The following is a 14620-nucleotide window of genomic DNA, read 5'->3' on the forward strand; positions in this document are numbered from 1 at the left end:
CGGGGCCGCGCCACCGCACGCTGCCGAGGTCATCCCGGCGAGGCGGTGCCACCACGTGGCTGCCGAGCTCACCCCGGCAAGGCGCTGCCACCGCGTGACTGCCGAGCTCACCCCGGCGGAGCCGCACCACAGCGCGGCTGCGAGGTCACGCCGGTGAGCGCGCGGCTGCTGGGCTCACCGCCAGCGTGGCCGCCACCGCGCGGCTGCTGAGCTCACCCCCCGACGCGGCCACCCGCGTCAGCAGCCGTCAGTCGCAGCCGCAGCCGCTCGCCACCGCGGGAAGGGGCTCCGGGGCGCCGATCTTCGGCAGGCCCAGCATCACGCCCGTCGGCTGCGCCGCCTTCTCGGCGTTCCGCTTCTCCCAGGCGTCGCCCGCGCGGGTGCGGCGCACGTTCAGGACGGCGCCCTCGGCGAGGAGGTGGTGCGGGGCGGCGTAGGTGATCTCGACGGTGACCACGTCGCCGGGGCGCACCTCCTGCTCCGGCTTGGTGAAGTGCACCAGGCGGTTGTCGGGGGCGCGGCCGGAGAGGCGGTGGGTGGTGTCGTCCTTGCGGCCCTCGCCCTCGGCGACCATCAGCTCCAGGGTGCGCCCGACCTGCTTCTTGTTCTCCTCCCAGGAGATCTCCTCCTGGAGGGCGACGAGCCGCTCGTAGCGCTCCTGGACGACCTTCTTGGGGATCTGGCCGTCCATCTCGGCCGCCGGCGTCCCCGGCCTCTTGGAATACTGGAAGGTGAACGCCTGGGCGAAGCGGGCCTCACGCACCACGTGCAGCGTCTGCTCGAAGTCCTCCTCGGTCTCGCCGGGGAAGCCCACGATGATGTCGGTGCTGATCGCCGCGTGCGGGATGGCGGCGCGGACCTTCTCGATGATCCCCAGGTAGCGCTCCTGCCGGTAGGAGCGGCGCATCGCCTTCAGGACCGTGTCCGAACCGGACTGGAGGGGCATGTGCAGCTGGGGCATCACGTTCGGCGTCTCGGCCATGGCGGCGATGACGTCGTCGGTGAAGTCACGCGGGTGCGGGGAGGTGAAGCGGACCCGCTCCAGGCCCTCGATCTTCCCGCAGGCGCGCAGCAGCTTGCTGAACGCCTCACGGTCGCCGATGTCGGAGCCGTAGGCGTTGACGTTCTGGCCGAGCAGGGTGATCTCCGAGACGCCCTCGGCGACCAGGGCCTCGATCTCGGCGAGGATGTCGCCGGGGCGGCGGTCCTTCTCCTTGCCGCGCAGCGCGGGGACGATGCAGAACGTGCAGGTGTTGTTGCAGCCGACGGAGATCGACACCCAGGCCGCGTACGCGCTCTCGCGGCGGGTCGGCAGCGTGGAGGGGAACGCCTCCAGCGACTCGGCGATCTCGACCTGCGCCTCCTCCTGGACGCGGGCGCGCTCCAGGAGGACCGGCAGCTTGCCGATGTTGTGCGTGCCGAAGACCACGTCGACCCAGGGCGCCCGCTTCACGATGGTGTCGCGGTCCTTCTGCGCCAGGCAGCCGCCGACCGCGATCTGCATCCCCGGACGGCTCGCCTTCTTCGGGGCGAGGTGACCGAGGTTGCCGTAGAGCTTGTTGTCGGCGTTCTCCCGCACCGCGCACGTGTTGAAGACCACCACGTCGGCGTCGCCGTCGGAGCCCTCGGGGGCGCGGACGTAGCCCGCGTCCTCCAGCAGCCCGGCCAGGCGCTCGGAGTCGTGGACGTTCATCTGACACCCGTAGGTGCGTACTTCATAGGTGCGCGTGCCGCCCACTGACTGGCTCCGGTCGATGCTGCTCATGCCATACAGGGTAGGCGGTCCACACAGTGCCCTCGGTCCCGCCGGCGGCGGCCTCAGTCACCGGCTCCACCGGCCTCCGGCGCCCACCCCTGCCGTCGCAGCACCCCCGACACGTCCGGCGCCTCGTAGTGGTCGCCTTTGAGCACCTTGCCGTCCGCGCGGCGGCTGACTGTGCCGTCGGGGCCCAGCTTGGTCATGTTCGAGCGGTGGATCTCGGCGATCACCTCGTCCAGGTCGATCCCGTGGACGAGGGCCGTGCCGTACGCGACGTAGACGACGTCGGCCAGTTCGTGGGCGAGCCGGTCGAGCGGGCCCTTCACCGAGACCTCGGCGACCTCCGCGGCCTCCTCGGCGAGCAGTTCGCCCCGGTGGGCGGCGAGTTCGGGCGCGACCTCGCACGGTATGTCACGGGCGTCCAGCCCGAAGGCGCGGTGGAATTCACGGACCAGGTCGGCGGGCGATGAGCTCATGCGGCCGACTGTAACCGCCGCCACCGACACTCCCCCGCCGCCCGAGTCCGCCCCTGCCGTGAGCGCTCCGGTCCGCGTCGGCTGTGAGCTCCGCCCTGGTCAGGGGGTGCGCGGGCTGGCAGGATCACGCCCATGTCCAACGCGCTGTCCCGGATCGGCCGGCGCCGCGCCCTGCGGGGCTCGGCCGCCGTCGTCGTCGCGCTCGGGCTGCTGCTGTGGTGGATCGCCCCCTGGAGCGAGGGGCCGCCCGGCGGGACGGTCACGCTGAGCACGGGCACCCGCGCGGGCGTCTACCAGAAGTACGGCGAGCTTCTGCGCTCGTCCCTCGGCCGGCACATGCCCGACCTCGAGGTGCGGCTGCTGACGAGCGACGGCTCGCAGGAGAACGTGCGGCGCGTGGCGACCGGACAGGCCGACTTCGCGATCGCGGCGGCCGACGCGGTACAGACGTACCGGCTGAGCGGCCGGCCGGGCGCCGACCGGCTGCGCGGGGTGGCCCGGCTCTACGACGACTATGTGCAACTGGTGGTCCCCACCGGCTCGGACATCCGCTCGGTGGCCGATCTGCGGGGCAAGCGGGTCGCCATAGGGCAGCCGAAGTCGGGCGTGCGGCTCATCGCGGACCGGGTGCTTCAGGCGGCCGGCATCGACCCCGAGAAGGACATCGAACCGTCCTCCGACGGCATCGACGTGGGGCCCCAGCGGCTCGGTCACGGTCTGGACGCGTTCTTCTGGTCGGGCGGGCTGCCGACGGACGGGCTGAAGAAGTTCACCGAGGACTCCTCGCTGCGCTTCGTCCCGATACCGGCCGACCTCGTGTCGAAGCTGCACGACCAGGGCGGCGCGACGCGCTACTACCGGGCGACCAACATGCCGGAGTCGGCCTATCCGGGCAGCCAGCACGGCGCGACCGTGCCGACGATGGCCGTGTCCAACCTGCTGATCACGCGCACGGACGCGGATCCCCGGCTCACCGAGTGGCTGACCCGGATCGTGCTCAAGAGCCGGGACAACATCGGCGCGCATGTCCACTCCGCCCAGCTCGTCGACGTCCGCACGGCGATCTACACCGATCCGCTGCAGCTGCACGAGGGGGCGCGCAGCTACTACCGGTCGGTGAAGCCGTAGGCCGGCGCAGCGGTGAGCCGGCGCAGCGGTAAGCCGGTGCGGCCGTGACCCATGACGCCGTACGCCCGTGACGTCGTAGACCGTGGCAGCCGTGGACCGTGAAGCCGTCGCCGGACCGACGGCGCGGCTTCTCACCCAGCGGACGCGTTGCGCGGCACCGTCACCGTGACCTTCAGGCCGTGGGGTTCGTGGTGGTCGTACGCGATGGAGCCGCCGCCTGCCGCGAGCAGTGCCCGGGAGATGGACAGGCCGAGGCCGGAGCCCTTGATGTTCTGGTGCCGTCCGCTGCGCCAGAAGCGGTCGCCGACACGGGCGAGCTCCTCGTCGGTCAGGCCGGGGCCGTTGTCCGTGACGACGACGGTGGAGGTGTCGCCGTTGGAGGAGACGGTCACCTCGACCGTCTCGTCGCCGGGCGTGAACTTGACCGCGTTGTCGATGACCGCGTCCAGGGCGCTGGAGAGCGCCACCGGGTCCGCCCACGCCGTGGTCGGCGGGCAGTCACCGACCAGCCGGACGCCCTTGGCCTCGGCCGTCGGTGACCAGGCCGCGACCCGCTCGGCGGCCAGCGCGCCGATGTCGGTGACCTGGAGCTGGGCCTCGCTGTGCTCGGCGAGCGCCAGGTCCAGCAGATCGTCCAGGACCTGCGCGAGCCGCTTGCCCTCGGCCTGGACCGAGGCGATCTCCTCGTTGCCCTCGGGCAGCTCCAGGGCGAGCAGCTCGATGCGCAGCAGCAGCGCGGAGAGGGGGTTGCGCAGTTGGTGGGAGGCGTCGGCGACGAAGGCGCGCTGCTGCTCCAGCACGCTCTCGACGTTGTCGGCCATCTCGTTGAACGACCGGGCGAGCCGTCTGAGTTCCGGCGGGCCGCCCGCCGCCGCGACCCGGGACTTCAGCCGCCCGGTGGCGATGTCGTGGGTCGTGGCGTCCAGGATCCGTACGGGCCTGAGCACCCAGCCGGTCAGCCGCAGGGCCGCGCCGACGGCCAGCAGCATCGCGGCGGCCTCGCCCGCGGCGATGACCAGCCAGCCCTGCAGGATCCGCCAGCGCATCTGCCCGGTCGGCGAGTCGGTGACGACGACGGCGACCACGTCACCGTCCCGGATGACCGGCGAGGCCACCACCAGGCTGCGTCGCTGCCAGGGCCACACCTGCTCGGGGTCGTGGCTGCGGCGGCTGAGCAGCGCCTCCGCGAAGGCGTCGCGCACCTCGCCGGCCCCGGGCAGGGACCAGTCGCCCGGCGCGTGCGCCATGGAGGAGCCGTTGCGGTAGAAGACGCCCGCGCGGATGCCGTACACGTCGTGATAGCTGCGCAGCTCGCTGCTGAGGGTCTCGCGGCGCTCGTTGATGTCGCCGCCGGCGGGGTCGGAGGGCTCGGTGACGAACTGAGCGAGGGCCGCGAACCGCGCGGTGTCGTCGATCCGGTCGACGACGACCTTCTGCTGCTGCGCGCCGGCCAGACTGACGGCGAGCGGCACCCCGAGGGCGAGCAGGACCGCCGCCATCAGGACGATGAGCAGCGGAAGCAGACGTGTGCGCACCCGGCCCCGCTATGCCGCGGGCGCGACGAGCCGGTAGCCGACTCCGCGGACGGTCTCGATGAGGGCGGGCATGCGCAGCTTGGCACGCAGGGAGGCGACGTGCACCTCCAGGGTGCGCCCGGTGCCCTCCCAGCTGGTCCGCCAGACCTCGCTGATGATCTGCTCGCGGCGGAAGACGACACCGGGCCGCTGCGCGAGCAGGGCGAGCAGGTCGAACTCCTTGCGGGTGAGCTGGACGAGCGAGCCGTTGACGCTGACCTGGCGGGTCGGCAGCTCGATGTGGACCGAGCCGAGACGCAGCTCGCTGTCCGCCGTGCCGCCGGTCGTGGCCTCGTCCTGGGCGGTGCGCCGGCTGACGGCGTGGATCCGGGCGAGCAGTTCGCCCGTGTCGTACGGCTTGACCACGTAGTCGTCGGCGCCGAGGTTGAGCCCGTGGATGCGGGAGCGCACGTCGGAGCGGGCGGTGACCATGATCACAGGTGTGCTGGTGCGCTTGCGGATCTTGCCGCACACCTCGTATCCGTCCTGGTCGGGCAGCCCCAGGTCGAGCAGGACGACCCCGAAGCCGTTGCCCTCGGGGACGAGTGCCTGGAGAGCCTCCTCGCCGCTGCGCGCGTGGGTGACGTCGAACCCGTGCCGCGCCAGCACGGCCGACAGGGCGGCGGCGACGTGGTTGTCGTCCTCGACGAGCAGCAGTCTCACCAGGGCTCCCTTCCGTTCATCGGCCGTACGATCTGTCTGTGTACAAAAACGCGTGCACGCGCGCGTGCACCTTGCAGTGACGCCGATGGATGAGGACGGCGTCAAGAGGGTTCCGGTTGCGCTTCGGTACCGTTACCCGGCCGATATGAGCCCTGCTCACAAGTGCTACGACACGTGTCCGATTGCTATCGGATCGTGATGCTCAGATTCCCCTCAGATGTAATGACGCAGGTCTGGAGGATTACTACTGTCCTCCGAAACCGAGGAGGACGGAGCCTGAGAGCGATGACCGAAGTATCGGTGGCCAAGGAAGATGTGGCCGCGACCGGCGACCTGGTCGTCCTGAAGAGCGTCAACAAGCACTTCGGCGCGTTGCACGTACTCCAGGACATCGACCTGACGATCGCGCGTGGCGAAGTCGTCGTGGTCATCGGACCCTCCGGGTCCGGGAAGTCCACCCTGTGCCGCACCATCAACCGTCTGGAGACGATCGACTCCGGGTCGATCTCGATCGACGGCAAGCCCCTGCCGCACGAGGGCAAGGAGCTCGCCCGGCTGCGCGCCGACGTCGGGATGGTCTTCCAGTCCTTCAACCTCTTCGCGCACAAGACCGTGCTCGAGAACGTGACGCTGGGCCAGGTCAAGGTCCGCAAGAAGGACAAGAAGGCAGCCGAGGAGCGGGCCCGCGCCCTGCTCGACCGGGTCGGCGTGGCGGCACAGGCCGAGAAGTACCCCGCTCAGCTCTCCGGAGGCCAGCAGCAGCGTGTCGCCATCGCGCGGGCCCTGGCGATGGAACCCAAGGTCATGCTCTTCGACGAGCCCACGTCGGCTCTCGACCCGGAGATGATCAACGAGGTTCTGGAGGTCATGCAGCAGCTCGCCCGCGACGGCATGACCATGATCGTCGTGACCCACGAAATGGGCTTCGCCCGTTCGGCCGCAAATCGCGTGGTGTTCATGGCGGACGGCCGCATCGTCGAACAGGCTGCGCCGGACCAGTTCTTCAGCAATCCCCGCAGCGACCGGGCCAAGGACTTCCTGTCGAAGATCCTTCACCACTGACCGCGCATTTCGCGCCCGCCGACTTGCGTCACCGGACACACTGACCGGGCCGCATCACTTACCAGTCAAAGGATGTGCACCATGAAGCTCCGCAAGGTCACCGCCGCCTCGGCCGCTGTCATCGCCCTCGCGTTCACCGCCACCGCGTGTGGTGGTGACGACGGCGGCGACTCCAACGGCTCGGGTTCGGGTGGCGGCGAGAAGATCAAGATCGGCATCAAGTACGACCAGCCCGGTCTGGGTCTGAAGGAGCCGGACGGTTCCTTCTCCGGCTTCGACGTGGACGTGGCCACGTACGTCGCGAAGGAGCTCGGTTACGACGAGAACGAGATCGAGTGGGTCGAGACGAAGAGCGCCGACCGCGAGAACGCCCTCGCGCGCGGTGACGTGAAGTTCATCGCGGCGACCTACTCCATCACCGACGAGCGCAAGGAGAAGGTCGACTTCGCGGGTCCGTACCTGCTGGCCCACCAGGACCTGCTGGTGAAGAAGGACTCGGACATCACCGAGGCTACGGACCTCAACAACAAGAAGCTCTGCTCCGTAGTCGGGTCCACGTCCGCGCAGAACGTCAAGAAGGACTTCGCTCCGGACGCGCAGCTCAAGCAGGTCGGCACTTACTCCGAGTGCCTCTCCGCACTGCAGAGCGGCGCCGTGGACGCGCTGACCACCGACGACTCGATCCTCGCCGGCTACGCCGCGCAGGACCAGTACAAGGGTCAGTTCAAGCTGGCCGGTCTGAAGCTCAGCAACGAGAACTACGGCATCGGCGTCAAGAAGGGCGACACCGAGACCGTCAACAAGATCAACGCTGCGCTCGAGAAGATGGTCCAGGACAAGGCCTGGGAGAAGGCAGTTCAGGAGAACTTCGGCCCGGCGAACTACAAGAACGAGCCTGCCCCGAAGATCGGTCAGATCGTCCAGTAAGGCCAGGACCGTCCGGTAACGCGGGGTCTTAGAGGCGTGCCGCCGTCCGTTGCGATCAGGGCGGCGGCGCGCCGCGTCCGCCACATACGCCACACACCCGGAAGCGCGGGAGATCGTGTTCGACTTTATTTCTGACTATGACGATCCAACCTTGTTGGGTGCCTTCTGGATGACGGTGAAGCTCACCGTGTTCTCGGGCATCGGCTCCCTGGTCTGGGGCACCTTGCTGGCGGCGATGCGGGTCAGCCCCGTCCCGCTGATGCGTGGGTTCGGCACCGCCTACGTGAACATCGTCCGGAACATCCCGCTCACTGTCATCATCGTCTTCACCTCGCTCGGCCTCGCCGACATCTTCGGCGTGACGATGGGTGCGCGCGACGACTTCGCGCTCCAGGGCTTCCGCCTCGCGGTGCTCGGTCTGGTCGCCTACACCGCTGCCTTCGTCTGCGAGGCGATCCGCTCCGGTATCAACACGGTGCCGGTCGGGCAGGCGGAGGCGGCCCGGGCCATCGGCCTGAGCTTCAGCCAGGTGCTGAGGCTGATCGTGCTCCCGCAGGCATTCCGCTCGGTGATCGGCCCGCTGGCGAACGTACTGATCGCACTCACCAAGAACACGACCGTGGCGGCCACGATCGGTGTGGCGGAGGCCGCTCTCCTGATGAAGGAAATGATCGAGAACGAGGCACAGACGCTGCTCATCGGCGCGATCTTCGCCTTCGGGTTCGTGGTACTGACCCTGCCCACCGGCCTGTTCCTCGGTTGGCTGAGCAAGCGCCTGGCGGTGAAGCGATGACGTCCGTTCTCTACGACGCCCCCGGCCCGAAGGCCAAGCGGCGCAACCTGATCTTCTCGGTGGTCTTCTTCGTCCTGCTCGCCCTGCTGCTGTGGTGGATCTGGCAGGTGATGGACGAGAAGGGCCAGCTGAAGTGGTCCCTGTGGGAGCCCTTCACGACATCCGAGGCCTGGACGACGTACCTGCTGCCGGGCCTGGCCGACACGCTGAAGGCCGCGGCCCTCTCGATGGTCATTGCCCTGCCGCTGGGCGCCGTCCTCGGCATCGCGCGCATGTCCGACCACCGCTGGGTGCGCATCCCGGCGGGCGCGGTGGTGGAGTTCTTCCGCGCCATCCCGGTCCTGCTCCTGATGCTGTTCGCGAACGAGTTCTACGTCCGCTCCACGGACATCTCCAGCGACGACCGTCCCCTGTACGCGGTCGTCACCGGCCTGGTGCTCTACAACGCCTCGGTCCTCGCCGAGGTCGTACGCGCCGGCATCCTGTCCCTCCCCAGGGGGCAGTCCGAGGCGGCCCAGGCGATCGGCCTGCGCAAGAGCCAGACGATGACCAGCATCCTGCTGCCGCAGGCGGTCACGGCGATGCTCCCGGCCATCGTCAGCCAGCTGGTCGTCATCGTGAAGGACACCGCGCTGGGCGGCGTGATGCTCGGCTTCACCGAGCTGCTGAACTCGCGTGGCACGCTCGCGGCCAACTATGCGAACGTCATCCCCAGCTTCATCGTGGTGGCGGTCATCTTCATCATCCTGAACTTCATCCTCACCTCCTTCGCCTCCTGGCTGGAGGGACGGCTGCGCCGCAGCAAGCGCAGCACGGGTGCGGTCGTGGGTGCGGGCGAGGTCGACGAACTCAATGCGGCCGAGATCGGCGGTCCGGTCGCCGGTACCGACAAGCAATGACGAACGATCAGCCTCCATGACTGTGGCCCGCCGACACCCGGCGGGCCACAGTCATGTGCTGTGACGAACCCCCACGGCGCCGCATGATCGCCACGTCCATCGGTCACTTGACGCAAGCACCGGCAATAGGTTGCATACGTTCTGTGATCGTGCACCCTGCTCCATCTTCCTGTTCCTTCACGTCCCCCTGGACGTCGCTTCGAGCAGGGGGCGCCGCGCAATGGATCCGGTGATCGTCGTCGGTGCGGGGCCTGTGGGGTTGACGCTCGCCCTGGCTCTGGCACGTCAGGAAGTGCCCTGCGTGGTCCTGGACGAAGGGCCGGGCAAGGACGAGCCCCGTCCGGCGCGGACGGTCGTGCTGCGCGAGGACACCGCCGCGCTGATGGAACGATTGACCGGCGCCCCGCTCGCGCAGCTCGGTGCACGTTGGGCCGGATGGCGGTCGATGCGGCGCAGGCAGGTGATGCGCGAGGTCGCTTTCGACGACCACTCCGCCCCCCTGCACATCGCCCAGCACGTACTGACCGGCGCCCTGCGTGCGGCACTCGCCGGCGAACCGCTCGTCGAGATCGCCGCGGACAGTCGTCTCGACTCCCTCGAACAGGAACCCTCGGGCGTCACCGCCCACACCCGCGGCCCCAAAGGCACCTGGTGGCGCGGCAGTTACCTGGTCGGCTGCGACGGCCCCCGCTCGACCGTGCGCAAGCTCCAGGACATCCGCTTCCCGGGGCGTACAGCGGTGGAACGTCACGCCGTCGCCGCGCTGCGCACGGAACTCCCCTGGGAGGACGAGGCGTTGCTGCACCGGCTGCCGCCGTGGCGTACGTCGGGACCCTCGGCGGGTGAGGTCACCGCGCGTCCACTGCCGGACGGCGTATGGCGGTTGGACTGGCTGCTGCCCCCGGGCAAGGAACTGGTCACGCCCGAACTGCTGCTGGCCCGTGTCCGGGAGACGCTGGGCGGCTGGTCGGGCGGCACCACACCGCCGTACGAGCTCCTGGACACCGGTGTCCACACCGTGCACCACCGGCTGGCCCGGCGCTGGCGGGCGGACCGGGTGTTCCTCGCCGGGGACGCGGCGCATCTGCTCGGCTCGCTGGGCACGCACGGGCTGGACGAGGGGCTGCGCGACGCCGACAACCTCGCCTGGAAGCTGGCGCTGGCCTGGCATCACGGCCCGCACGAGGCGCTGCTCGACAGCTATCAGACGGAGCGGCGGGCGATCGTCGCCGCCCGGCTGCGCGCCGCCGACCAGGCGCTGCCCATACTGCGGGGCGGCGGCGGGCTGCGGTCGTACGTCCCCGGCTCCGCCCGCGGTCACGACGCGCTGCTGGCCGACGGTCATCTGGGGCAGGGCGCACTGGGCGCGCCGGGGGCGTACGCCGACTCGCCGCTCGCGCCCGGGCGCCTCGAGGGCGAGGTGCCGGTCGAGACCCCGCCCGGGGCGCCGGTCACCGATGTACGCGTCACCGCGGAGGACGGCACCTTCGTGCGGCTGCGGGACCGGCTCGGCCGGGGGTCACTGCTGGTGGTGCTGATCGCGCCGGGTACGGGCGTGTGGGAGCGCCGGCACTGGGTGTCCGCCGGGATCATGCCCCGGCTCGCGGCGGCCGTGGCGGCGCTGCCGCATCCGGCGGAGCTGCTGGTCGCGGAGAGCTACCCGGGCGCGGCCGCCCACAGCGTGCTGCTCGTGCGCCCCGACGGGCATCTGGTCACCGCGCTGAGCGGCGTCCGCCCGGCGGACCTGTACGCGGCGGCGGAGGCGGTGCTCGGCGGGCCCGCGACAGCAGGGACGGAAGCGGGCGCGGAGGCGGGAGCCGGCGCGGGGGCCGTGTCCGGCTGACAATCCCGGGTTCCCTCGAAGTGGCCGTGACCGTGTCGCGGGGCTGCGTCCGGCTGATCCGGGGTTTCCTCGGACGTGGCCGTGACCGTGTGGTCCACATGGTGACGGTGAGTTGAAGCGGTGTGCGGCCTCGTGGTGTACTCCGGTCCGTGACCGACACCTGTGTGCGCCTGTGGCGGAGGGTCCATATGGACCTCGTCCGCTATGCGGGCTGCGTGTGTCGCCCGTCCTTCTGAATTCGCGCTTCTCTCACGCCCTCCCGCGCGCTGCCCCGCCGTCTCGCACGCCGATGCGATGCCGTCGCCGGGCGCGCGCCCTCGCGAACGTTTCTCAGGACGGTTCACGTGTCTGTCTCCTCCTCCCCTGCCCCCACCCCCTCCGCCCCTCCCTCCTCCTCCACCCCGGGCTCCGCGCCCGCCTCTCCGACGCTTCCGCCTTCCGCGCCGACGCAGGCCGACCTTCTCGACTTCGCACGGCGGGCCGCAGCCGACGCCGAACTCATCGCCTCGCTCCCACTCGACCCCGAGGGCCGCACCTGGGTGCGGCTCGACGGGCCCGGTGGCAGCGAGGCGTGGCTGATCGGCTGGCCGCCCGGCACTGGCACCGGCTGGCACGACCACGCCGAGTCCGTCGGCGCCTTCGTGATCGCCTCGGGCGAGCTGAAGGAGAACTCGCTCGCCGCGCGGCTGCCCACCGACGGCTGGAAGACTCTGGAGCTCACCGACGGTGTGGACCGCGTACGCCGACTGCCCGCCGGGCAGGGCCGCTCCTTCGGCCGGCATCACGTGCACGAGGTGCTCAACGAGTCCGCTGATCTGCACGCGGTCTCCGTGCATGCCTACTATCCGCCCCTGCCGCAGATCCGCCGCTACAGCCGCAGCGGCCCGGTTCTCCGTCTGGAGCAGGTCGAGCGCCCGGAGGACTGGCAGTGAGCGAGATTCACGAACAGGCCGCCCCTGCTGTGGGCATCGACGCGCTCCTGGAGGAGGTGCGGTCCGGCTACGAGCGCATCGAGCCCCGGGACGCCTACGAGGCCGCCCGCACCGGCGAGGCACTGCTGGTCGACATCCGTTACGCCGCCCTGCGCGAGCGGGACGGACTCATCCCCGGCGCTCTGGTCGTCGAGCGCAACGAGCTCGAGTGGCGTCTCGACCCGTTCGGCAGCCATCGTCTCCCGGAGGCCACGAGCCACGACCTGCGTGTCGTCGTGATCTGCAACGAGGGATACGCCTCCAGCCTGGCGGCGGAGTCCCTGCACCGGCTGGGGCTGCATCGGGCCACCGACCTGATCGGCGGCTTCCAGGCCTGGCGGGCGGCCCGGCTGCCGGTGTCGCCGTAGCCGATCCACGGCCCGCGCCGGACGTCTCAGAACCCGTCGCCCTCCAGGAACTCCGTGTCCTCGCCCTCCTCCTCCAGCGCCTGGCGGACCACGCGCAGGGCGAGGCCCTCGGAGTAGCCCTTGCGGGCGAGCATGCCGGCGAGGCGGCGTATGCGCTTGTCGCGGTCGAGGCCGCGAGTGGCCCGCAGTTTGCGGGCGACGAGCTCACGGGCGGTCGTCTCCTCCTGCTCGGAGTCGAGCTGGGAGACGGCCGCGTCGATCAGCGAGGCGTCCACCCCCTTGGTCCGCAGCTCCTGGGCGAGCGCGCGCCGGGCCAGTCCGCGGCCGTGGTGCCGGGACTCCACCCAGGCGTCCGCGAAGGCACTGTCGTTGATCAGCCCGACCTCTTCGAACCTGGACAGCACCTCTTCGGCGGCCTCGTCCGGGATCTCCCGCTTGCGCAGGGCGTCGGCGAGCTGTTTCCGCGTGCGCGGGGTCCCGGTGAGCAGGCGCAGACAGATCGCCCGCGCCCGCTCGACCGGGTCCCCCGGGGGCTCCTCCCGCTCGGCCCTCGACGAGGTCGAGGTGCCCCCGTCCTCGGCGGTCGCGTCGCCGAAGGTCCGGCGTCCGCGCCCGCGTCCACTGCGCGGCCCGCCGTCACGCGAGCCGCCTCCCCGTGTTCCGCCCGCGCGGCGCGAGCCCCGGGTGCCCCGGCGCGGGACGCCGCCCGGCTCCTCGCTCGAGAAGCCGTCCACTCCTGCGGCTGCCTGGCCGGTGTCCCCGTACGTCTCGTCCGTGCCCGTGGCTGAGCCCTCGCCGGCTCCGGTGCCCCTCCCCCGTGGGGCACCGGGGCCGGCGAACTCGTACTCGGCCCAGTCGGTTCGTCGGGTCACGGGTCAGCTCTTGGCCGCCGCGGCCTTGGACTTGGCGGCCTTGGCCGCCGGGGCCGGCACCGCGGGGGCCTCGGCCGGGGTGGTGGAGGCCGCGGCGTCCGTGCCGGGCTCCGTCGCGGGCTCCTCGGGCCGCACGCCGACGCCCAGCTTCTCCTTGATCTTCTTCTCGATCTCGTTGGCGAGGTCGGGGTTGTCCTTCAGGAAGTTGCGGGCGTTCTCCTTGCCCTGGCCGAGCTGGTCGCCCTCGTACGTGTACCAGGCGCCGGCCTTGCGGACGAAGCCGTGCTCCACGCCCATGTCGATCAGGCCGCCCTCGCGGCTGATGCCCTGGCCGTAGAGGATGTCGAACTCGGCCTGCTTGAAGGGCGGAGCGACCTTGTTCTTGACGACCTTGCAGCGGGTGCGGTTGCCGACCGCCTCCGTGCCGTCCTTGAGGGTCTCGATGCGGCGGATGTCGATGCGCACGGAGGCGTAGAACTTCAGCGCGCGGCCACCGGTCGTGGTCTCCGGGGAGCCGAACATGACGCCGATCTTCTCGCGGAGCTGGTTGATGAAGATGGCGGTGGTCTTGGACTGGTTGAGCGCGCTGGTGATCTTCCGCAGGGCCTGGCTCATCAGGCGGGCCTGCAGACCCACGTGGCTGTCGCCCATCTCGCCCTCGATCTCCGCACGCGGGACGAGCGCTGCGACGGAGTCGATGACGATGAGGTCGAGGGCGCCGGAGCGGACCAGCATGTCCACGATCTCCAGGGCCTGCTCGCCGTTGTCCGGCTGGGACAGGATCAGGTTGTCGATGTCGACGCCGAGCTTCTTGGCGTACTCGGGGTCGAGGGCGTGCTCCGCGTCCACGAAGGCGACCTGGCCGCCGGCCTTCTGGGCGTTCGCGACGGCGTGCAGCGTCAGGGTCGTCTTACCGGAGGACTCCGGGCCGTAGATCTCCACCACACGGCCGCGCGGCAGGCCGCCGACGCCGAGGGCGACGTCGAGCGCGGTCGACCCGGTCGGGATGACCTCGATGGGCTCCTTCGACCGCTCACCCATGCGCATGACCGCGCCCTTGCCGAATTGCCGTTCAATCTGTGCGAGCGCGGCGTCGAGCGCCTTCTCGCGGTCGGTTCCTGCCATGGGTTCCACCCGATTTGCTTGAGTCGATCGCTTCACGTCAAAGACGCTAACGCCTGCCACTGACAATGCGCCCCGACGCCCGTCCGGCCTGTGGATAACTCAGGGACTTCCTTACCCGAACTGGGTCAGAACACCCGTCGTTGAGCCTCACCGGCGCCTC

At 70.4% G+C, this 14620-nt stretch carries 15 protein-coding genes; 9 read left to right on the forward strand and 6 right to left on the reverse strand.

Annotated elements, in window-relative coordinates; translation table 11 throughout:
- Nucleotides 1–247: 247 nt before the first annotated feature.
- Together miaB and AB0412_RS29270 are read right to left on the reverse strand one after the other, a co-directional pair.
- Nucleotides 248–1765, reverse strand: coding sequence for a tRNA (N6-isopentenyl adenosine(37)-C2)-methylthiotransferase MiaB (gene miaB / locus AB0412_RS29265; RefSeq protein WP_366405598.1), 1518 nt, complete (start codon nucleotides 1763–1765; stop codon nucleotides 248–250).
- A gap of 53 nt (nucleotides 1766–1818) precedes the next feature.
- Nucleotides 1819–2235 carry a MazG nucleotide pyrophosphohydrolase domain-containing protein gene (locus tag AB0412_RS29270; RefSeq protein ID WP_366405599.1) on the reverse strand — a complete coding sequence of 139 codons (417 nt, stop codon included), beginning with the start codon at nucleotides 2233–2235 and terminating at the stop codon, nucleotides 1819–1821.
- Between the two features lie 132 nt (nucleotides 2236–2367).
- Here AB0412_RS29270 and AB0412_RS29275 point away from each other — a divergent pair, with 132 nt between their 5' ends.
- Nucleotides 2368–3363: a TAXI family TRAP transporter solute-binding subunit gene (locus AB0412_RS29275; protein WP_366405600.1), complete on the forward strand. Its 996-nt coding sequence runs from the start codon at nucleotides 2368–2370 to the stop codon at nucleotides 3361–3363.
- 131 nt (nucleotides 3364–3494) lie between these two features.
- On the opposite strand, the gene AB0412_RS29280 is transcribed toward AB0412_RS29275, so the two are convergent.
- Nucleotides 3495–4898: a HAMP domain-containing sensor histidine kinase gene (locus AB0412_RS29280; RefSeq protein WP_366405601.1), complete on the reverse strand. Its 1404-nt coding sequence runs from the start codon at nucleotides 4896–4898 to the stop codon at nucleotides 3495–3497.
- 9 nt (nucleotides 4899–4907) lie between these two features.
- The gene (locus tag AB0412_RS29285; RefSeq protein WP_366405602.1) at nucleotides 4908–5600 is read right to left on the reverse strand and encodes a response regulator transcription factor; all 693 of its coding nucleotides are present in this window, start codon (nucleotides 5598–5600) and stop codon (nucleotides 4908–4910) included.
- A gap of 285 nt (nucleotides 5601–5885) precedes the next feature.
- On the opposite strand from AB0412_RS29285, the gene AB0412_RS29290 reads away from it, so the two are divergent.
- The 8 genes from AB0412_RS29290 to AB0412_RS29325 all read left to right on the forward strand — a co-directional run bounded on the left by AB0412_RS29290 (nucleotide 5886) and on the right by AB0412_RS29325 (nucleotide 12463).
- The gene (locus AB0412_RS29290) at nucleotides 5886–6662 is read left to right on the forward strand and encodes an amino acid ABC transporter ATP-binding protein (protein ID WP_260829158.1); all 777 of its coding nucleotides are present in this window, start codon (nucleotides 5886–5888) and stop codon (nucleotides 6660–6662) included.
- 81 nt (nucleotides 6663–6743) lie between these two features.
- Complete coding sequence (locus AB0412_RS29295; RefSeq protein WP_366405603.1) at nucleotides 6744–7589, forward strand: glutamate ABC transporter substrate-binding protein; 846 nt, start codon at nucleotides 6744–6746, stop codon at nucleotides 7587–7589.
- Nucleotides 7590–7704: 115 nt separating this feature from the next.
- Complete coding sequence (locus AB0412_RS29300) at nucleotides 7705–8382, forward strand: amino acid ABC transporter permease (protein WP_366405604.1); 678 nt, start codon at nucleotides 7705–7707, stop codon at nucleotides 8380–8382.
- A complete protein-coding gene (locus AB0412_RS29305) occupies nucleotides 8379–9281 on the forward strand; it encodes an amino acid ABC transporter permease (RefSeq protein WP_366405605.1) in 903 nt (300 codons plus the stop codon). The genes AB0412_RS29300 and AB0412_RS29305 overlap by 4 nt, the downstream gene beginning before the upstream one ends.
- 220 nt (nucleotides 9282–9501) lie before the next feature.
- Complete coding sequence (locus tag AB0412_RS29310) at nucleotides 9502–11124, forward strand: FAD-dependent monooxygenase (protein ID WP_366405606.1); 1623 nt, start codon at nucleotides 9502–9504, stop codon at nucleotides 11122–11124.
- A gap of 164 nt (nucleotides 11125–11288) precedes the next feature.
- Nucleotides 11289–11360: a putative leader peptide gene (locus AB0412_RS29315; RefSeq protein ID WP_318658241.1), complete on the forward strand. Its 72-nt coding sequence runs from the start codon at nucleotides 11289–11291 to the stop codon at nucleotides 11358–11360.
- Between the two features lie 108 nt (nucleotides 11361–11468).
- The gene (locus AB0412_RS29320; RefSeq protein ID WP_366405607.1) at nucleotides 11469–12056 is read left to right on the forward strand and encodes a cysteine dioxygenase; all 588 of its coding nucleotides are present in this window, start codon (nucleotides 11469–11471) and stop codon (nucleotides 12054–12056) included.
- On the forward strand, nucleotides 12053–12463 hold the full coding sequence (locus AB0412_RS29325) for a rhodanese-like domain-containing protein (RefSeq protein ID WP_366405608.1): 411 nt from the start codon (nucleotides 12053–12055) through the stop codon (nucleotides 12461–12463). The genes AB0412_RS29320 and AB0412_RS29325 overlap by 4 nt, the downstream gene beginning before the upstream one ends.
- A gap of 26 nt (nucleotides 12464–12489) precedes the next feature.
- Here the strand turns inward: AB0412_RS29325 and recX are convergent, their stop codons facing one another.
- Nucleotides 12490–13335 carry a recombination regulator RecX gene (recX, locus tag AB0412_RS29330; protein WP_366405609.1) on the reverse strand — a complete coding sequence of 282 codons (846 nt, stop codon included), beginning with the start codon at nucleotides 13333–13335 and terminating at the stop codon, nucleotides 12490–12492.
- 3 nt (nucleotides 13336–13338) lie between these two features.
- Nucleotides 13339–14460, reverse strand: coding sequence for a recombinase RecA (gene recA, locus AB0412_RS29335; protein ID WP_366405610.1), 1122 nt, complete (start codon nucleotides 14458–14460; stop codon nucleotides 13339–13341).
- Nucleotides 14461–14620 lie beyond the last annotated feature (160 nt).

The sequence above is a fragment of the Streptomyces sp. NPDC052012 genome, from assembly GCF_040689265.1.
In the GTDB taxonomy this organism is placed as follows: Bacteria; Actinomycetota; Actinomycetes; order Streptomycetales; family Streptomycetaceae; genus Streptomyces.